The sequence below is a fragment of the Paracoccus sp. TD-10 genome (assembly GCF_048270675.1).
GTDB classification, from domain to species: domain Bacteria; phylum Pseudomonadota; class Alphaproteobacteria; order Rhodobacterales; family Rhodobacteraceae; genus Paracoccus; species Paracoccus pantotrophus.
On sequence record NZ_CP182418.1, the window covers coordinates 232441 to 251574 of the forward strand.

The 19134-nt window shown below is 67.7% G+C and carries 18 protein-coding genes and 1 pseudogene; 17 read left to right on the forward strand and 2 right to left on the reverse strand.

The features are described from left to right. The first annotated feature begins 77 nt into the window (after nucleotides 1-77). The 11 genes and pseudogenes from ACNKFW_RS01195 to ACNKFW_RS01245 all read left to right on the forward strand — a co-directional run bounded on the left by ACNKFW_RS01195 (nucleotide 78) and on the right by ACNKFW_RS01245 (nucleotide 10068). Nucleotides 78-1112, forward strand: a complete 1035-nt coding sequence (locus tag ACNKFW_RS01195; RefSeq protein WP_418024489.1) for an ABC transporter substrate-binding protein — start codon at nucleotides 78-80, stop codon at nucleotides 1110-1112. A 5-nt stretch (nucleotides 1113-1117) separates the two neighbouring features. Next, a complete protein-coding gene (locus ACNKFW_RS01200) occupies nucleotides 1118-1933 on the forward strand; it encodes an ABC transporter ATP-binding protein (protein WP_244314561.1) in 816 nt (271 codons plus the stop codon). After that, entirely contained in the window at nucleotides 1933-2736 is an 804-nt protein-coding gene (locus ACNKFW_RS01205; protein WP_147427490.1) for an ABC transporter permease, read from the forward strand. The genes ACNKFW_RS01200 and ACNKFW_RS01205 overlap by 1 nt, the downstream gene beginning before the upstream one ends. Before the next feature lie 79 nt (nucleotides 2737-2815). Then, entirely contained in the window at nucleotides 2816-4180 is a 1365-nt protein-coding gene (locus ACNKFW_RS01210; RefSeq protein WP_418024492.1) for an FAD-dependent oxidoreductase, read from the forward strand. A 14-nt stretch (nucleotides 4181-4194) separates the two neighbouring features. Next, nucleotides 4195-5364, forward strand: a complete 1170-nt coding sequence (locus ACNKFW_RS01215; RefSeq protein ID WP_418024494.1) for a CaiB/BaiF CoA transferase family protein — start codon at nucleotides 4195-4197, stop codon at nucleotides 5362-5364. Continuing rightward, on the forward strand, nucleotides 5361-6137 hold the full coding sequence (locus tag ACNKFW_RS01220; protein WP_418024496.1) for an enoyl-CoA hydratase-related protein: 777 nt from the start codon (nucleotides 5361-5363) through the stop codon (nucleotides 6135-6137). Before ACNKFW_RS01215 ends, ACNKFW_RS01220 begins: the two co-directional genes overlap by 4 nt. 5 nt (nucleotides 6138-6142) lie before the next feature. Next, complete coding sequence (locus ACNKFW_RS01225) at nucleotides 6143-6499, forward strand: 4Fe-4S dicluster domain-containing protein (RefSeq protein WP_024844218.1); 357 nt, start codon at nucleotides 6143-6145, stop codon at nucleotides 6497-6499. Beyond that, nucleotides 6496-7362, forward strand: a complete 867-nt coding sequence (locus ACNKFW_RS01230; protein WP_024844217.1) for a dihydrodipicolinate synthase family protein — start codon at nucleotides 6496-6498, stop codon at nucleotides 7360-7362. The genes ACNKFW_RS01225 and ACNKFW_RS01230 overlap by 4 nt, the downstream gene beginning before the upstream one ends. Nucleotides 7363-7380: 18 nt before the next feature. After that, the gene (locus ACNKFW_RS01235; protein ID WP_418024498.1) at nucleotides 7381-8826 is read left to right on the forward strand and encodes an aldehyde dehydrogenase family protein; all 1446 of its coding nucleotides are present in this window, start codon (nucleotides 7381-7383) and stop codon (nucleotides 8824-8826) included. Between the two features lie 342 nt (nucleotides 8827-9168). Continuing rightward, nucleotides 9169-9360: pseudogene (locus ACNKFW_RS01240) on the forward strand (aldehyde dehydrogenase family protein); the annotation flags it as partial. Nucleotides 9361-9498: 138 nt separating this feature from the next. Then, entirely contained in the window at nucleotides 9499-10068 is a 570-nt protein-coding gene (locus ACNKFW_RS01245) for a hypothetical protein (protein ID WP_418024499.1), read from the forward strand. Nucleotides 10069-10150: 82 nt separating this feature from the next. On the opposite strand, the gene ACNKFW_RS01250 is transcribed toward ACNKFW_RS01245, so the two are convergent. Next, nucleotides 10151-11917 carry an adenylate/guanylate cyclase domain-containing protein gene (locus tag ACNKFW_RS01250; protein ID WP_024844214.1) on the reverse strand — a complete coding sequence of 589 codons (1767 nt, stop codon included), beginning with the start codon at nucleotides 11915-11917 and terminating at the stop codon, nucleotides 10151-10153. Nucleotides 11918-12046: 129 nt separating this feature from the next. Here ACNKFW_RS01250 and ACNKFW_RS01255 point away from each other — a divergent pair, with 129 nt between their 5' ends. The 4 genes from ACNKFW_RS01255 (at nucleotide 12047) to ACNKFW_RS01270 (ending at nucleotide 15700) form a co-directional block, all read left to right on the forward strand. After that, nucleotides 12047-12523 (forward strand): GNAT family N-acetyltransferase, encoded by a 477-nt coding sequence (locus tag ACNKFW_RS01255; protein ID WP_024844213.1) that lies wholly within the window; start codon nucleotides 12047-12049, stop codon nucleotides 12521-12523. 47 nt (nucleotides 12524-12570) lie between these two features. Beyond that, complete coding sequence (locus tag ACNKFW_RS01260) at nucleotides 12571-13737, forward strand: YcaO-like family protein (RefSeq protein ID WP_024844212.1); 1167 nt, start codon at nucleotides 12571-12573, stop codon at nucleotides 13735-13737. Next, a complete protein-coding gene (locus tag ACNKFW_RS01265) occupies nucleotides 13734-15083 on the forward strand; it encodes a TfuA-like protein (RefSeq protein ID WP_418024502.1) in 1350 nt (449 codons plus the stop codon). Before ACNKFW_RS01260 ends, ACNKFW_RS01265 begins: the two co-directional genes overlap by 4 nt. A gap of 71 nt (nucleotides 15084-15154) precedes the next feature. Continuing rightward, nucleotides 15155-15700, forward strand: a complete 546-nt coding sequence (locus ACNKFW_RS01270; protein WP_024844211.1) for a hypothetical protein — start codon at nucleotides 15155-15157, stop codon at nucleotides 15698-15700. A gap of 173 nt (nucleotides 15701-15873) precedes the next feature. On the opposite strand, the gene ACNKFW_RS01275 is transcribed toward ACNKFW_RS01270, so the two are convergent. After that, entirely contained in the window at nucleotides 15874-16950 is a 1077-nt protein-coding gene (locus ACNKFW_RS01275; protein WP_024844210.1) for a hypothetical protein, read from the reverse strand. 122 nt (nucleotides 16951-17072) lie between these two features. On the opposite strand from ACNKFW_RS01275, the gene ACNKFW_RS01280 reads away from it, so the two are divergent. Next, nucleotides 17073-17762: a Crp/Fnr family transcriptional regulator gene (locus ACNKFW_RS01280; protein WP_418024504.1), complete on the forward strand. Its 690-nt coding sequence runs from the start codon at nucleotides 17073-17075 to the stop codon at nucleotides 17760-17762. A 202-nt stretch (nucleotides 17763-17964) separates the two neighbouring features. Continuing rightward, on the forward strand, nucleotides 17965-19044 hold the full coding sequence (locus ACNKFW_RS01285; protein ID WP_024844208.1) for a PLP-dependent cysteine synthase family protein: 1080 nt from the start codon (nucleotides 17965-17967) through the stop codon (nucleotides 19042-19044). Nucleotides 19045-19134 lie beyond the last annotated feature (90 nt).

Genomic DNA, 19134 nt, shown 5'->3' on the forward strand with positions numbered 1-19134 from the left:
ACTGCCTGCGCAACGCTAAAGTCGGTTCAACAAGGTCGAAACAAGGGCCGCCCCACCACCAACAGAGAGATGGAAAGATGCGACACAGAACAAAGCTCGACCGGCGCAGTCTGTTGCAGGGCATGACGGCCCTTGGGGCCGCCTTGGTCGGAACCCGGATCGGTATCGAGCGGGCCTGGGCCGCCGATATCCATACGATCAAGCTGCAGCTTGGGTGGCTGGCGGGGAACGGCATCCTGGGGGAACTGGCCGCCGATGAGAACGGCTATTTCGCCGAGGAAGGGCTGGCGCTGGACGTCGTTGCCGGGGGTCCGAACGTGGATGGCGTCGCCTCGGTTGCGTCGGGGCGGGCCGAGATCGGCTCGATCAGCTCCAGCCCGTCGCTGATGCTGGCGCGCTCGCAAGGGCTGCCGGTCAAGTGCATCGCGGCAGGGTATCAGCAGCATCCCTTCACCTATTTCTCGCTCGAGAAGAACCCGGTGCGCGAGCCGAAGGATCTGATCGGCAAGACCGTCGCCACCAACGGCACTGCGCGGATCCTGTTGCAGGCGCTGCTGGCCGCCAACGGCATCCCCGAGGACCAGGTGGAGGTGCTGGTGATGGGCGCGGACATGTCGCCGCTGCTGACCGGCCAGGCCGATGTGGTGACCGGCTGGAAAACCAATGTCAGCGCCCTGTCGGTGCTGGGGCCGGAACGGGTCGACATGACGCTGTGGGATGCGGGCATCAGGCTTTACGCCAATCCCTATTACGTCACCGACAGGTCGCTGAACGAAAACCCCGAGCAGGTCCGCGGAATGTTGCGCGCGATCGCACGCGGCTGGGGCTGGGTGCATGACAATCCCGAGGCCGCCGTCGATATCCTCGTGTCGCGTTATCCCAACCTTGACCGGGATGCCGAACTCGCGGCGGTGGGTTCGGTCGTCGAATACAGCTTCAACGAGGCGACGCGCGAACACGGCTGGGGCACGATGACGCGCGAAAACTGGCAGGCGCAGATCGACATCTACGACCGCCTCGGCCAGTTCGAAGGCGCGGCGCCTGCGGTCGACGACGTCATGACCCTTTCGGTGCTGGATGAAATCGCCGCAATGCGGCCGGTATACGGTTGAACGACATGATGGAACCCATGGAAACCCTGGTGGGGCAGCCGGTCGCTGCGGCACGGGTGAACGCCCCGGCGGCCAGGCTGGACGCGGCAACGGTCCGCTTCGGAACCTATACCGCGATCGACAAGCTTGACCTGGAGCTCGAGGCCGGCGCGTTCTACACCATCCTTGGCCCGTCGGGATGCGGCAAGTCCACGCTGCTGCGGCTGGTCTCGGACCTGATCCCCGCCGCGGGGGGCGATGTCTCGATCTTCGGCAAGACGACCGAAGAGGCGCGGCTGGCGCGGGAATTTGCCTTTGTCTTTCAGGATGCCGCCCTGCTGCCGTGGCGGACGGCCCTGAAGAATGTCGAGCTGCCGCTGGAAATCGGGCGCAAGCGCGGGGTCGCAATCCCCACCGGGCCCCGCAACCCGCGCGAATTGCTGGAGCTGGTCGGCCTGAAGGGCCGCGAAAACGCCCTTCCGCATGAACTGTCGGGCGGGATGCGCCAGCGGGTCGCCATTGCGCGCGCGCTGCTGTGCCAGCCCAAGCTGCTGCTGATGGACGAGCCCTTCGGCGCCCTGGACGAGATGACCCGCGACCGGCTGAACCTTCAACTGCTGGACATCTGGCGGGAGACGGGAACGACGATCCTGTTCGTGACCCATTCCATTTCCGAGGCGGTCTTCCTGGGGCAGAAAGTGATCATGCTGCGCGCCAATCCCGGACGCCTGCGCGAAATCGTCGATATCGACCTGCCCGAGCCGCGGCAGATGAAGCTGCGCGATACGCCCGAATTCAACCGCTATTGCAGCTATCTGCGCGAACTTCTGGAGACCTGCTGATGGCCGTCATCGAAAACCTTGGCATCGCCGATCCCCATGCCCTTGCCCGCAGCGCGGCGCGCAGGGAAAGGCTGGTCTCGACCATCGTGCCCATCGGGACAGCCGTCGCGCTGGTCGGGCTGTGGCAACTGGGGGTCAGGGCCTTTGGCGTCCCGACCTATATCGCCCCTGCGCCGTCGGATGTCGCCGTCACCCTTGTCGAGAAGTACCCCCTGCTGATGCAGAACTTCTGGCCCACCTTCTTCGAAAGCGTGGCGGGCTTCGTGGTGGGCAATCTTGCCGCCATCCTGATCGCGGTGGCCTTCGTCCATTCCCGCAATGTCGAGCGGGCGTTCTTCCCCATCGCCGTCTTCGTGAACACGATCCCGATCCTGGCCATCGCGCCGATCCTCGTGCTGATCTTCGGGCCGGGCATGACGGCAAAGGTGGTGATCGCCGCGCTGATCTGCTTCTTCCCGACCCTGGTCAACATGGTGCGCGGTCTGCAGTCGGTCAGCCCGCAGACGCTGGAACTGGCGCGGATCCTGTCGGCATCGAAGGCCGAGGTGTTCTGGAAGATGCGCTTGCCGTCGTCGCTGCCGTTCCTGTTCTCGGCGCTGAAGATTTCGGCCACCACCTCGGTCATCGGTGCCATCGTCGGCGAATGGGTCGGTGCGGATCTGGGCCTGGGTGCGCTGATCATCGACGCGACCTTCAATTTCAACTCGCCGCTGCTTTACGCCACGGTGCTCATGTCCTCGGGGCTGTCGGTGCTGATGTTCGCCCTGGTCACGCTGGCCGAACGCCGGATCGTGCGCTGGTAAGCTAAGACCATTCGAAACAACCGGAAATCGACGCCGCGGGCCTGACCCGCCCCGGCGTGACAGGAGGAGCTTGTCCAAAATGACCGATCGCATCAGGGATTTTCTCACCACCAGGGCCGAGCAGGTGCCGGTCGTCAGCAACACCGATGTGGTGGTGATCGGGGCGGGACCGGCGGGCCTTTCCGCCGCCGTGTCGGCCGCCCGCAACGGGGCGCGGGTGACGCTGGTGGAACGCTATCACCACCTGGGCGGCATGGCGTCGGGCGGCATGGTCCTTGTGCTGGACGACATGGTGAACGACGGGACCGAGATCGTCACCACCGGCATCGTCAGCGAATTCGTGGACCGGATGCAGCGCCAGGACGGCGCCGTCTTTCCCCCGCCCGAAGATTGCCTGACCAACTGGGAAATGTGGCGGAAATGGGCGCGCTGGGGCTGCATCGACTTTCACAAGCAGGGCATGCCGCAGCCGATCATCCACGCGGTCGCCTTCGACCCCGATGCTTGGAAGCGGGTCAGCCTGGACCTGGTCGCCGAGGCGGGGATCGAGCTGCGCACCCATAGCTGGTTTTCCGAAGCCATCGTCGAGAACAACCGCGTCACCGGCGTGATCGTGCAGACCAAGCTGGGCCGGCAGGCGATCCGGGCGCGGATGGTGGTGGATGCCTCGGGCGATCTGGACGTGGCGGCCTCGGCGGGCGCGTCCTTCGCGACCGGGCAGTTCATCGTCACGACCGTCTTCCGCCTCATGGACGTGGATACCGCCAGGGCGGAAGCGTTCGAATACGAGAACCCCGAAGCCTTCAAGGCGCTGGACCGCCAGGCAAGGCGCGTCATCGGCGGGGCCTGGGGGATGTGGTGGCTGAAGACGCCGCTGCCCGGCGTCGTCTGGTGCAACTGTCCGCATATGCCGGGCTATGACGGCCTGTCGCCGGAACACATGGTCGAGGCCGAATATGAAGGCCGCCGCCGGATGATGGCGCTGCTGGACTTTGCCCGCGCCAACCTGCCGGGCTTCGAGAACGCCAAGATGCTGGGCGCGGCGGAACAGATGGGCATCCGCCAGACCCGGCTGCTTCAGGGCGAATACGTCGTCACCAAGGACGACGTGAAGAAGCGGCGCCATTTCGCGGACTCGGTCTGCCGGGGCAGGGACTACTATACCCCCTATCGGGCATTGCTGCCCAAGGGCATCGACAACCTGATCGTCGCCGGACGGCACTATTCCGTCGAAAGCGAGGCGCAGAAGCAATCGCGCGAAATCCCCCCCTGCATGGCCCAGGGCGAGGCTGCCGGCGTGGCCGTGGCCAAGGCGCTTCAGGCGAACTGCGCGCTGCGCGACGTCGATGTCAGGACCATCCAGAAACAGATGCGGGCGCAGGGCGCCGATCCGGGCGACATGCCCTCGGCCAATGCGCTGATCGAACCAATCGCCGCCGCCTGAGAAAGGGAACCACCATGACGAAACAGCACCTCCCGCTAGAGGGCATCCGCGTCCTCGACTTTACCCAGGTGATGATGGGCCCCTGCGCCACGCAGATGCTGGCCGATTTCGGTGCAGATGTGATCAAGATCGAACGCCCCGGCGAGGGCGACCTGTCGCGCAACTTCTTCGGAGAGCCGAGCGAGGAGGCGATGAACAACGCCGTCTTCGCCTCGCTCAACCGCAACAAGCGGTCGGTGGAGATCGACACCAAGTCCGAGGCCGGCCGCCGGATGATCTATGACCTGGTCGCCCAGTCGGACGTGGTCGTGGACAATTTCCGCGCCGGGGTGATGCGGCGCCTGGGCTTCGACTATGACACGCTGTCGAAGATCAACCCCGCCATCATCTGCGCCTCGGGTACCGGCTTCGGAGAGGTCGGCCCCTATGCCCACAAGGGCGGCCAGGACGTGCTGGCCCAGGCGATGACCGGGGTCATGGAAAAGACCCAGGACCCGGCGGTTCCGAAGTCGATCTATCCGACCACGCTTTGCGACTACACGGCCGGGATGCATCTTGTGCAGGGGATCCTTGCGGCGCTGCTGGCGCGGGCCAAGACCGGGCGCGGGCAGAAGGTCGGCGTCTCGCTTTATGACTCGATGATCGCCATGCAGATGCAAGAGGCCGCGCAATGGTCGAAGCACCGCGAGGTGCTGAACTGGGCCGCGATGCCCCTGACCGGCGTGTTCGACACGACCGACGGGGCGGTGGTGGTGGTCGGCGCCTTCAAGCCGCATCCGCTGCGCGACATATGCGCGGCCCTGGAGATCGAGGATCTGTCGGCCGATTATCCGAACCTTGCGTCGCAGCGGGCCAACAAGCCCTATCTGCAGGGCCGCTTCCGCGATGCCTTTGCGACCAACACGACCGCCCACTGGATCAAGCGGCTTGAGGATCAGGACCTGCTCTGCGCCCCCGTCCGTTCCCTGGGCGAGGCGCTGGATGACGCGCAGACCGCGGTCAATGGCATGTTGCTGGACCTGGACCACCCGATCCTGGGAAAGATCACCCTGGTCGGGTCGCCCGTTCATCTCAGCGAGGCCCCTCTGGTGATCCGCCATGCGCCGCCGCGGCTGGGGGAGCATACCGACGAGGTCATCCGCGAATTCAACCTGAACGCCGTCGCGCGGAAGGAGGCGGTATGACCGTCCGCTTCGAAGTCGTCGATCAGGTCGCGCGCGTCACCATCGACCGTCCCGACCGGATGAATGCCGTCGATGCTGCGACCGATGCCAGGCTTGACCGCATCTGGTCGGAAATCGAGACGCGCAGCGATATCCGCTGCGTGGTCCTGACCGGGGCGGGGGACCGGGCCTTCAGCGCGGGCGCGGACATGAAGGCCGCGAACGGGCTCAGCGGGCTGGAATACTGGGGCGCCGCCAATCCGAACGGCTTCGGCGGCATCGCCCTGCGGCAAAGCCTGACCGTGCCCGTCATCGCCCGGGTCAACGGCCTTGCCCTTGGCGGCGGGTTCGAGATGGTGCTGGGCGCCGATATCGTCATCGCCTCGACCGAGGCCCGGTTCGGGCTGCCAGAGGCGCGGGTCGGCCGCCTGCCCCTGGACGGCGGCATGGTCGCCCTGCAACGCCTGATCCCCCGCAACATCGCCGCCGGGCTGATGATGACGGGCCGGATGCTGTCCGCGCAAGAGGCCGCGCGGTTCGGGCTGGTCAACGCGGTCGTGCCGCCCGACGGGCTGGATGCCGAGGTCGATGCCTGGGTCGCGGACATCCTGTCCTGCGCGCCCCTGTCGGTGGCCGCGATCAAGGACACGATCCGTTCGACGGCCCATCTGAATCCGCAGGAAGCGCGCGACCTGCGCCGCCCGGCCCTGATCGCCGCCCTGAAATCCGAGGATTCGGTCGAAGGCGTCGCCGCATTCCGCGAAAAGCGTGCGCCCGTCTGGCGCGGCCGGTAAATGCCATGGCGCTTGTCATCCAGGGCCGCTGCATCGACGTCAAGGACGGGATCTGCACCACCTCCTGTCCCGTCGACTGCATCTACGAGGGCGAGCGGATGTTCTACATCCACCCGACCGAATGCATCGAATGCGGCATGTGCGAAAGCATCTGCCCCGTCGATGCGATCCGATACGAGGACGAGCTGGACCCCGAAAACGCCATCTTCGCGCGCATCAACCGCGAGGTCTTCATCAACGAGGCCGGCGAGATGGAAGAACCCGGCGGCTGGTCCCGTGCCATGGCGCCCCGGCCGGACCATCCGGATCTGCCGGCTGCTCCCCGTCTCGTCATGCAGGCAACCCGAAGGAGAATAGGATGAAAGGGATCGTCGCTGCGGTGCCGACACCGATAGATGCACAGGGCCGCTTCCTGGGGGCCGCCTTTGTGGAACATGCGCGCTGGGCCCTGGCCAACGGCTGCGACGGATTGAACGTCCTGGGATCGACCGGCGAGGCGAATTCCCTCGACACCGGGACGCGCCGCATGGTCATGACCCAGGCCGCCGAGGCGCTGGACCTTTGCCGCCTGATGGTCGGGACCGGCACGCCGTCGATTGACGAAACCATCGGTCTGACCTGCCATGCCGATGACTTGGGCTATCCTGTGGCCCTGGTTCTGCCACCCTATTACTATACGCCCCCGTCCGAGGAGGGGCTGATCGCCTGGTACCTGGCGCTTCATGCGGCGCTGGGCGACCGGCCGATCCGGGTCTGGTTCTACAATTTTCCGCAGATGACCGGCTTCGTGATCCCCGAGGCGGTGATCGCGCATCTGCACGCCGCGGCGCCGCAGCGGTTCGATGGCATCAAGGACAGTTCCGGCGACCTTTCCTATTGCCGCGGCCTGGTCTCCCGGCTCCCCGGCCTGAAGGTCTTTCCCAGTTCGGAAACCACGCTGGCCGAGGGACCAAGGGACGGTTTCGCAGGCTGCATCTCCGCCACGGCGAACCACACCGCCCCGATTTGCGCGCGCGTCTGGCGGGGAGAGGTTGGCCTGGCGCCCCAGCTTGCCGAGTTGCGGGCCGCCATATCGGCCTGCCCGTTGATCCCCGCGGTCAAGTATCTGGTGGCCTGCCGCACCGCCAACCCCGAATGGCAGAACGTGCTGCCACCCTTCACGACCCTTGGCGCGTCCGCCATCGCATCGCTGGATCGGCTGGCGTCCGAGCGCGTCGCAGCCTGAACCCAGCAGGAGAAGATCATGAAAGACGGAAACGAAATCCAGGGCAACCTGATCGGCGGCGAATGGCTGCCGGACGGCGACTGCCGCCCCAATGTGAACCCTTCCGATACCCGCGACATCATCGGGTTCTTTGCCTGTGCGGACCGCACCGCGGTCGATCAGGCCGTCCACGCTGCCCGGTCGGCCTTTCCGGCTTGGGCGGCGGCCGGTCCGCAGGTCCGGCACGACCTGCTTGATGCCGTCGGCACCGAATTGCTGGCGCGCAAGGAAGAGATCGGGCACCTCCTTGCACGGGAAGAAGGCAAGACCCTGCCCGAGGCGATGGGCGAGACCATCCGCGCGGGCCAGGTCTTCAAGTTCTTTGCCGGAGAGGCGCTGCGCGTTGCCGGCGATGCCCAGCAGTCGGTCCGCCCCGGCATCGACGTCGCCGTCACCAGGGAACCCGTGGGCGTCATCGCCCTGATCACGCCCTGGAACTTTCCGATCGCCATCCCGGCCTGGAAGATCGCGCCCGCGCTTGCCTATGGCAATTGCGTGGTTCTGAAGCCCGCCGAACTGACGCCCGGCTGCGCCCATGTGATCGCGCAGCTTCTGCACAAGCATGGCTGCCCGGCCGGCGTCTTCAACCTGGTGATGGGGCCGGGCTCGGTCTTGGGCGATGCCCTGGTGTCGCATCCGGGCATCGACGCGGTGTCCTTTACCGGTTCGGCGGCGACCGGCTCGCGCATCGCCGCGACATGCGGCACCCTGCGCCGGAAGGTGCAGCTCGAGATGGGCGGCAAGAACCCGATGGTGGTGATGGACGACGCGGATCTGCAGACCGCGGTTCAGGCCTGCCTGAATGGCGCCTTCTTCTCGACCGGGCAGCGCTGCACGGCGTCTTCGCGGCTGATCGTGCAGAAAGGCATCCACGATGCCTTTGTCGAGAGGCTTGGCCGTGAAATGCGCGCCCTGCGCGTCGGGGATGCCTTGCAGCCGGATACCCAGATCGGGCCGGTGGTCGATCAGCGCCAGCTTGATTCCAACCTTGCCTATGTCGAGCTGGCCCGAAGCGAAGCTGCCGAGGTGCTTGGCGGCGAGCGGCTTGAGCTGGACAAGCCCGGTTTCTACCAGGCCCCGGCCCTGTTCCTGAACACGACGAACGACGCCCGCATCAACCGCGAGGAAATCTTCGGGCCCTGCGCCTCGGTCATCCGGGTCGAGGATTTCGACGAGGCCTTGGCCATTGCCAATGACACGGAATTCGGCCTTTCGGCCGGGATCTGCACGGGCAGCCTGAAGCACGCCTCGGAGTTTCGCCGCAGGGTCGAGGCGGGGATGGTCATGGTGAACCTGCCGACCGCGGGCGTCGACTATCACGTGCCGTTCGGAGGGCGTAAGGGTTCGTCCTTCGGCCCGCGGGAACAGGGTCGCTATGCTGCCGAGTTCTACACGGTGGTAAAGACGGCTTATCAGCTGGCCTAGCACGCCCTTGGCAGATCTTTAGCTGAGAGGAGCCTGCGGCATTGGGTTGGGGTCGGTTGGGCATGCAGCCAGGCTTCGACCGTGGCAGGCTTCCCGATCCGGCGACAGATCGATCACCCGCTGTCGCTCCAGGTCCTGGCTCAGCGTGCCGAACGCCGTCCCCAGCGCCAAGCCCGGTCGCCGATACCGATGATCCGCGCTTCGGCCCTGTCGCGGCCGTCGCCATGCCCAAGATGTCGCGGGGCCACAACCGCGGATGGACGGCTTGAACAGCACCGCCGGGCGATGGCCCGGCCGGCCCGTCCGCGCGGCCGCATGGCGATGGAAACCAGGGGCAGCAAGGGGCGTGTCGTCGGGCCCAAGGTCGCCGAACGCTTTGGCCGTTCGATCCTGGAACTGGGCGGCAACAATGCCGGCATCGTCTGCCCCTCGGCCGATCTGGACATGGCATTGTGCGCCATCGCCTTCGGCGCGACGGGCACGGCCGGCCAGCGCTGCACGACGATGCGCCGCCTGCTCGTCCACGAAGCCTTGAATGCAGGCATGTCCCTATCCTTTCAATGCAGCGATCTCTTTGGGCAGGTTACGATAAATCTCCGCTGCGGGGCTGGAAAAACGCGATCACGGCTTTCAGGATGGATTTCGGCGGTCGAAGGATGAAGGAGCCCGGTGATGGATGCTTACGGCCATCTTCGCATTCTCGTCAGCATGATCCTGGGGCTGGGGATCACCCGCGTCCTGTCGGGACTGTCACGGCGCATCCAGTCGCCGGCCCGGACCGAGGGCATGCTGGCCCAGACGGTCTGGGCGGTCGTCGTCCTGCTGGGCGCCGTGCATTTCTGGTGGTGGGAATTCGGGCTGCGCCGCATCAGCGACTGGCATTTCGGCGCCTATGTCTTCATTCTCTGCTATGCCTCGCTGCATTTCGTGATGGCGACGCTGATCTTTCCCGACGCGCTGCCCGACCATGCCGAAAGCGAGAGCTTCTTCATGCGCCGCCGCCGCTGGTTCTTCGGCGTCTTTGCCCTGACATTCGGTTTTGACCTGTTCGACACGCTGATGAAGGGCAGCGATTATCTTCATGCGTTGGGGCCCGAGTATTTCCTGAGGCTGGCCCTGGGCCTGTGCGTGGCCTTCGCGGCGCTTCGCGCCCGGACCCTGCAACGCGTCGCGCTGATCGGCGCGGTCTGGCTGGCCTATGACATCAGCTGGATCGTCCGCAGATATGACAGCCTGGGATGAGCCGATGGATGACCTTGCCAACCCCGGGATCGCTGCAGCTTCTTAGGGGCGCGTGCGCGCAAGGGCCGGCGGCGACCGGCCGTCAGGTCAGGCCCGCCTTGCGCAGCCCCTCGACGTAAAGCTCCAGATCCTCGGGATGCTTCAGCGGCGGCACCTTGCGCCAATGCGCGATGGTGAAATTCGGATGCACCTGCATCACCGCGCGGGCATGGTGGCGGGCCTCGTCCATCTGGCCCAGCAGCGCATGGCTGGCCGCCAGCAGCCGGTGCGCCTCGGACTGGTCGCGCATCTTGGAAAGCGTCTCGATGGTCCTGGCGTAATCGCCATGGTGGAAATGGGCGTCGCCCAGGAACCACAGATAGGCGTCCGGGTAATAGGGATTCAGCCGCATCGCCCGCTCCAGAAGCTGCACCGCCCGGTCGCCCTGCCGGACATAGGCAAGACAGTCGCCGGTATAGGCCAGCAGGTCGGCGTCGTTGGGGTTCAGTTCCAGCGCATGTTCATAGGCGGCCAGCGCCTCGTCGTGCTGCTTCTTGTAGAGATGGGCCAGGCCCATTTCCGAAAAGCCGCGCGAATCCAGATTGTCGCATTGCACCGCCCGCTTGGCCAGGACCAGCGCCTGGTTCAGCGCCGCGTCCGGGTCGTTGGTCCAGTTGTAGCGCCATTCGACGTTGAAGGTGCGCGACATCGCCGCATAGCTGCGGCCATAGCTGGGGTCGAGGTCGCGGGCCTCCTCGAACAGGCGGCGGGCGTGCAGGTTGGCATCGGGCAGGAAGCGCAGCCCCATGTCCTGGCCGCGCAGCACCAGCCCATAGGCGTAAAGCGCCGGATGCGCCTGTTCGGCCAGCCGTCGCCGTTCGGCGGTGTCGAGCTGGATCGCCACCCGCGCCGCGGTCATCGCGGTCACGTCGTCCTGGAAATCGAAGATGTCCTGCATGACGCCGTCATAGCGTTCGGACCAGATGACGTTCTCGGATTCCGCCTCGGCCAGATCGACGGTGATGCGCAGCCGGTTGCCGGCCCGGCGGAACCCGCCGGTCAGCAGGTAGCGCACGCCCAGCCGGCGGCCGATCTCGCGCAGCGAGGTGGTCTGCGCCGCGACCAGGACCGAGGAATGCCGCGCGATTACCATCAGCTGCCGGAACCGGCTCAGGTTGGTGATCAGATCGGCGACGATGCCCTGGCACAAATGCTGGTCGCGGGGATCAGCCGAGAGATTTTCCATCGGCAGGATCGCCAGCGAGGCGTCGGGCTGGCTGGGATCGGTGCGGCGCAGCATGTCGCGCGGCAGGGGGGACGCGGGCGCGGCTGCGGCGGCCGAGGGCATCGCGGCATAGATCTCGACCGGGGCCGAGATGTTCTTGAGCCGTCGCCGCCCCAGCGAGCGCAGCGCCAGTTGCGCATTGTCGCGCACGATCCGGTAGACCGTCTCGGTGACGCAGATGCCGCCGGGCTCGGCAAAGCTCTGGATCCGCGCGGCCAGGTTGACGCTGTGGCCGTAGACCCCGTCCTGCCCCTCGAAGGTCTCGCCCAGCGAGATGCCGACGCGCCAGGCGATCGGTTCGCGCGTCTCGGCCCAGGCGGATTCGCAGGACAGTTCGCGCTGCATCTCGATGGCGAAATGCAGCGCCTTGTGGACGTCCTGAAACACGGCGACCAACCCGTCCCCGGCGGTGTTGACCACGGTGCCGCCGTAATCCCCGACCAGGTTGCGGATCAGCGCAAGCGAGCGCGTCAGCCGCAGGATCGTTCCCGCCTCGTCCTGCTCGATCAGGCGGGTATAGCCGTGGATGTCGGCATAAAGCACCGCCTGAAGCCGGGGGCCGGTCAAACCGGGCTGTTCGGTCATGGCTCGTCCAAGGCTCCTTTCGATGGCACCGAGAAAGGCGCAGCCGCCCGGCCTGTCAAGCCCGGATCGCGGCGGCGGGCCGCGTCACGGGGCCCGTGACAGCCGCCGGCACGGGCCTATAATACCCGCATGACATATGACAGGCATCATATCCCGCAATTCGGCCTGCGTCCGGCGCGACCCGAGGAATATCCCTTTGCCGAGGCGATCTATATCGACGCGATGCGGCCCCTGATGCTGCAACTGGACGCCTGGGACGAGCCGATGCGCCGGGCGGCGATCCGGCGCTCGTTCAAGGCGGCGGATTCCTGCATCATCACGCTGGAGGGCAGGGACATCGGCTGGATGCAGGTCACGCAGCGGGATGCCGACTACAACCTGGCCCAGCTGCAGCTGCTGCCGGAATATTGCGGCCGGGGCATCGGCTCGCGGATCCTGCGCGACCTGCTGCATCGGGCCGCGTGCGAGGGCAGGACCGTCTCGCTGTCGGTGGTGCGGACCAACCGGGCCATCGGCCTTTACCTGCGGCTGGGCTTTCGCATGATCGACCCCGATGCCACGCCGATCCTGGACATGGTCTGGGCGCCCGAAGGATTGCGGCGCTGACGCGCGAGGCCGGGATCAAGGGCTATCGCAGCGGTTGCCACCGCGGCGTGGCACCGGCCGAAACCGTGGCGCGGGTCCGGCCGCTGATGGCACGGATGGGCATCACCCGCATTGCCGATGTCACCGGGCTGGACCGGATCGGCGTGCCGGTGGTGATGGTCTGCCGGCCGAACGCCCGCTCGCTGGCGGTGTCGCAGGGCAAGGGGCTGGACCTGGCTGCCGCCACCGCCTCGGGCCTGATGGAGGCGGCCGAGCTTTACCACGCCGAGCATGTCGAGGCGCCGCTGAAGCTGGGCAGCCTGAACGAGCTGGCCCATTCTCACGCCATGATCGACATGGACCGGCTGGCCAGGGTCTCGGACCGGTTCCACCGCGACCTGCCGATGCTGTGGATCGAGGGGCGGGATCTCGTCTCGGGCCGGGCGTGCTGGCTGCCCTTCGAATGCGTGCGGGCGAACTATACCCTGCCGCCGCCCCCCGGCAGCGGGTGCTTTCCCTGCAGCAGCAACGGCCTTGCCTCGGGCAATACCATGATCGAGGCGACCTGCCATGCCATCTGCGAACTGGTCGAGCGCGACGCCGCGACCCTGTGGCACCTGCTGGCGCCCGAACGCCGCGCCGCGACCGGGCTGGATCTCGGCAGCGTCGACGATCCCGCCTGCCGTGCGGTGCTGGACCGGATGCAGGGGGCCGGTTTCGACGTGCATGTCTGGCAGCTGGCCAGCGACCTGGCGGTGCCGGCCTTCTTCTGCCTGCTCTCGGACCGGCGCGAGCCGGGATCGCATCACGGCATCGGTGCCGGGGCGCATCCCGCGCGCGCCATCGCGCTGCTGCGCGCCCTGACCGAGGCGGCGCAGGTGCGCTGCACCTATATCTCGGGCGCGCGGGACGATCTGCGCCCGGAGGACTACAGCCCGCAGGAACTGTCCCGCAAGGCGCGGCGGGCCGCCGGGATGCGCGCCAGCCACCGGCCCGAGACGGATTTCGCGGCGGTGAAAGAGTTCGTCTCGATGGATTTCGCCGAAGACCTGGACTGGCTGCTGTCCCGCCTGCGGGCGGTCGGCATCGACGAGGCGGTGGCCGTGGACCTGCGCAAGCCGGGCCTGGACCTGCCGGTCGTCCGCCTGGTGATTCCGGGGCTGGAGGCGCCCCATGACCACCCCGGCTGGCGGCCCGGCCCCCGCGCCCGCGCCGCCGGGCAGGCCGCGACATGAGCGTGGTGGTCTTTTCCGGCCCCTCGCTGCGCGCGCGCGACCGCGCCGCCTTTCCGCAGATCCGCTTCCTGCCGCCCGCGCAGCAGGGCGATCTTTATCGCGCCGCGCGGCAGCGGCCCCTGGCGATCGGCCTGATCGACGGCAGTTTCGACGGCGTGCCCGCGGTCTGGCACAAGGAGGTGCTCTGGGCGATCTCGCAGCGCATCGCCGTCTTCGGTGCCGCCAGCATGGGCGCCCTGCGCGCCGCCGAGCTTGCGCCTTTCGGAATGCGGGGCGTCGGGCGCATCTTCCGGGATTTCCGCGACGGCCGGCTGACGGATGACGACGAGGTGGCGCTGCTGCATGGACCGGCCGAGACCGGCCATGCCGCGCTGAGCGAGCCGATGGTCAATATCCGTGCCACCGTCGCCGCCGCGCTGGCGGCGGGCATCGTCGACGATGTGGGTGCTGCGCATCTGCTGGCCACCGCCAAGGCGCAGTTCTACAAAGAGCGCGACTGGCCCGGCGTCCTGGCGGCCGCGGCGCAGGTGCCCCCCGCCATGCGCGACCGCCTTGCGGCATGGCTGCCCGGCGGCCGCATCGACCAGAAGCGTGCGGATGCGCTGGAACTGCTGCACGAAATCCAGGCCCATGCCGCGCGCGGCGAACCGCCCCCGGAGCCGGATTTCGCCTTTGAATGGACCGAGGCCTGGGCCAATGCGCCCTGGCTTGCGGCGCATGAGCAGGACACCGGGGCGGCGGATGCGCTGCTGCTCGATGCGCTGCGCCTGCGGGGCGAGCCCTATCTGGACCTGCGCCGCGCCGCCCTGCTGCAACACCTCGCCGCCGAGACCGCCGGGCGCGAGCGATGCGGGCCGGACCCGCAGCGCATCGCCCAGGCCGCGCTGGAGTTTCGCCTGCCGCGCGGCTTGCTGCGCGGGCAGGACATCGACCGCTGGGCGGCGGAAAACGGGCTGGACCGTGCGGAATTCGACCGGCTGATGGCCCGGCTGGCGACGCTCGAGGCGATGGCGCAGGACCGCGACGCGGCGCTGGGGCCGGCGATCCTGGACCAGCTTCGGCTGGACGGCGGCTATGCCGCCTTGCGCGAGCGCATCCTTGCCTGCGCGGATTCCGAGCCGCCGCCGCCGCCGCCGCTGCTGGTGGCCTGGTATTTCCGCACCCGTCTTGGCCGCGACCTGCCCGAGGATCTGGAGCATTACGCCCGCAGCCTCGGCTTTCGCGATTTGGGGCATTTCCAAGCCGCGCTGGCGCGGGACCATGCGCTGTGGCTGAAAGACGGGCAGCCGCCGCCCGATGCGGGCGCGAGCGACAAACCCATCGACAGCGGCCGCCCGGCACCGTAGTCTGAAGGTCCGGGCCCGCAGGCCTAGCCCTGCGCGGCGGTGGAAAATTCCCTTTCCCGGCGGAGGTTGCGATGCCCGAGACCTTGCTGAGCCCCTCGAACCTGCTGCTTTTCGGTCGCGTGGTCGAGGATTTGCAGATCCGCCCGCCCTCGGCGCATGGCAAGCACGACGATCCCCGGCATGGGCCGTTCCCACGCGCCCGCGGCGGCACGCCCGGCCTGCTCGAGCGGCAGTTGCAGGCCGAAGATGCGAATTTTGCCCGCATCTACGGCTTTGCCTTCGAGGGGCTGTATCACGTCATGCCGCGCCCGGCGCTGTTTCTGGTGCACGGACCGGGGCTGGATGCAGGGAAGGTCATGTCGCAGCTGCGCTCGCCGCAGGCCGCCCCGGCCGAGGCGATGGGCGAGGGGACGGGTGAGGGGGCGCGCGGCCTTCCCCAGCCCGACGACCTGATGGTCTGGTCCTATGACAAGGCCGATTACTCGATCCGCCTGGACGTGCGCTCGGGCATGTTCGAGCAGTTGCTGCTGGATCCGCGCGGTGGCCCGGAACGCGGCATGAGCGTGCACGGGATGAGCGTGCGGGGCATGAGCGCAGGCAGCGACGGCAAGGATTAGCCCCGCCCCCGGCTGGCCCCCGCCCATCGCCCCCGCGCGGTTCCGCGGCGGCTGGACAATCCGAAGGAATGCGGGTCAGGATCGGCATGATCCTGACCCTTCTTTCAGAGATACGTTAGAACGAGAAAATGGTTAAATGCTCTGAAATTTCCACGGAAGCTGGGCCGGACCCGTCAGGCCCTGACCATTGCCTGGCCGTGCAGGCCGGCACGGCCCTCGATCCGGGCCACGGAACAAGCGGCCGGGGTATCGGGAACCAGGGCCGGCGGGTCGGCAAGCACCTTTGCCGCCGCGTGCCACAGCGGCGCCTCGGCGGCGATCAGTTGCCGCGCGGCCGCGATGCCCCGCGGGCGCTGCGCGGATCGGGCCAGGGCCCGGTAGTCGGTGACAAGCCCGCCCAGCAGCCGGCACAGATCCTGCATCGCCTGTTCCAGCCGCTGGGTCACGCGGGACTGGGTGGCGGTCTGGGTCGCAATGGACAGGGCCATGGCGATCTGTGGCGCGGCCTCGCGCAGCGGCCGGTATTCCTGGGACAGCCCGGCCAGCAGCCCGACCAGCTGCGGCAGGCGGCCGGCCATCGGGCCAAGCTGCCGGGCGATCTCGTCACGCGACAGCAGGGTCGCCGCCGCCTGGTTTTCCAGCCGGACCAGGATTTGCGCCAGGTCGTGGCGTTGCGCCAGCGCGATGCCGTCGCCCCGTTCCAGGAACGCCTCGATCGCCGCGGCAAGCTCGAACGCGGCGGGCTCGATCCGGGCGCAGGCGCAGATCATCGGGCCATCGGCGCCTTCGAGCCGCTGCAGCTCGACCGCCAGCGCGCCCCAGAGCCGCTGCTCGCTCAGCCGGATCATCCCGGCGCTGTTGTGCGGCGAACGGGCGCGGCCGCGCAATGACCCGCGCGCCTGCTCCAGATTGGCGGCGATGCCGTTCAACTGCGGCACGAGATCGGCCGCCGACGTTTCGGCCAGCGCGGCGGCCCGTTCGGCGGCCTCCTCGACCTGAATCATCATCGACTGGACGCGCGGCAGCAACTGTTCGAGGCAATAATGCGACATCGCGCGCAGGCTGGCCTGACCATCGACAGCCGCATGGGCCATGATCCCGGCCCGGTTGGCGACGATCTGCGGCGGATCGCCCTGAAAACGGGCGCGCACCTGCACATGCAGGGCAGCCATGGTCAGTTGACGCAGCAGGCCGGCGGCCGCGGCCAGCGGTTCCTTGGCAATACATGGTGCGGAATGTCTGTTCGACATGAAACACGCCCTTTGGTTGCTGGAGTTGACCCGGATCCTGCCACAGCCGTCGCCGCGGTTCTGTGCGCGGGCGCACAAAGCCGGCCCCGCGCAGGTAAACGATTGAATGGTATGGGGAAAGGATGAAGAAGATTCTGGATTTGGCCGAGTTGCCGTGGTTCGCCGGGCTGCCGGGCGAGGTTCTGGCCGGAATCGAGGCCGGCTCGCGCCGCCGCCATGTCGCCCGCGGCCAGCTGATCCTTGAACGGGGCGATCCCGGCAGCTCCGTGCTTTTTGTCCTGTCGGGAAGCGTCCTGGCCGTGCAATGGACGCCGAGCGGGCGCGAGATCGTCTATAGCGAGATCGCCTCCGGCAGCGCCTTCGGCGAGCTGTCGGTGCTGTCGGGGACGCCGCGTTCGCTGTCGCTTTACGCGCGCACGGCCTGCGTCCTGCTGGAGATGCCCGGCCCGCTGCTGATCGGGCTGGTGGATACGCAGCCGCTCGTCCGGCAGGCGGTGCTGCGGGGGCTGGTCCGGCGGATCCACGACCTGACCGAACGGGTACACGAGCTGACCTCGCTGGATGTCGAGGAACGGCTGCGCGCCTATCTGCTCCGCGTCTCGCTGGAGCATGGCGGGCTTGAGCCGGGGTGCCGCATGCCCGATCCGCCGACCCATGCCGAGATGGCGAACATGATCGGCGCCAACCGCGAGGCGGTCAGCCGCGTGCTGGCCAAGCTCAGCCGCGCGGGCATCATCGAATCGGGGCGGAAATACCTGCGCATCCTGCGGCCCGATGCCCTGATCCTGGACGAGACGGGCAAGGGCGGCTGATCCGCGGCCGCGGCATGCGCCAACTCGGCCCTGCTGCCCCGCCGCCGCTCGAATTTCTGGTCATCCGGCTTGAAGTCGCCGAAGATGCCGATCATGCGCCAGCCCACCGCGGGGATCCTGCACGAGTTCTTCATGGTTCGACCAGGCATCGCGATCGCCGGCGGACCATCACCGCTTCATCTGCAACCAAGGGAATTGGACCATGACGACGCAAGGCACAAGGACGACCGCCGGTCGCGGGCGGCTCTATGACAGCATCCTGGACACGGTGGGCGACACGCCGGTGATCCGCGTCAACAACCTGGCGCCCCAAGGGGTGGATCTCTACGTCAAGGCGGAGTTCTTCAACCCCGCCGCCTCGGTCAAGGATCGGCTGGCGCTGAACATCATCGAGGCGGCGGAACGCTCGGGCGCCTTGCAGCCGGGGCAGACGGTGGTCGAGGCGACCAGCGGCAACACCGGCATCGGGCTGGCCATGGTCTGCGCGCAAAAGGGCTATCCGCTGGTCGTCACCATGGCCGACAGCTTTTCGGTCGAGCGGCGGCGGCTGATGCGGCTGCTGGGGGCCAAGGTGGTGCTGACGCCCCGCGCCGATAAGGGCACGGGAATGTACAACAAGGCCGTGGAACTGGCGCGGGAACACGGCTGGTTCCTGGCCCGCCAGTTCGAGACCGCGGCCAATGCCGACATCCACGAGGCGACCACGGCGCGCGAGATCCTGGGCGATTTCGCCGGGCGCAGGCTCGACTGCGTGGTGACGGGCTATGGCACGGGCGGCACCGTGACCGGCCTTGCCCGCGTCCTGCGCAAGGAGCGGCCCGAGACCAGGATCGTGCTGGCCGAGCCGGCCAATGCCGCCCTGGTCTCCAGCGGCATCGCGCAGGAGCGGGGTGCGGCGGACGCGCCGGCGGTCAGCCATCCGGCCTTCGAGCCGCATCCGATCCAGGGTTGGACCCCGGATTTCATCCCCTTCGTGTTGCAGGAGGCGCTGGACAAGGGCGGCTATGACGAGCTGGTCACGGTGCCCGGCGCGGAGGGTATCGCCTGGGCCAAGAAGCTGGCCGCGCGCGAGGGGATCCTGACCGGCATCTCGGGCGGCGCGACCTTTGCCGCCGCCATGGGCATCGCCGAAAAGGCCGCGCCCGGTACGGTGATCCTTGCCATGCTGCCCGATACCGGCGAGCGCTATCTCTCCACCCCGCTGTTCCAGGATATCCCCGAGGACATGGACGAGGAGGAACGCGCGCTTTCCGAATCCACCCCCGGCTACCGGATGGGCTGAGCGCCATGGCCGCGCCGCGCCGGATGCCGGAACCCGAGGATAGGGCGCGCGTTTGGGCTGAGCGGGGCGCTGGCCGATTTGCTGGCGGCT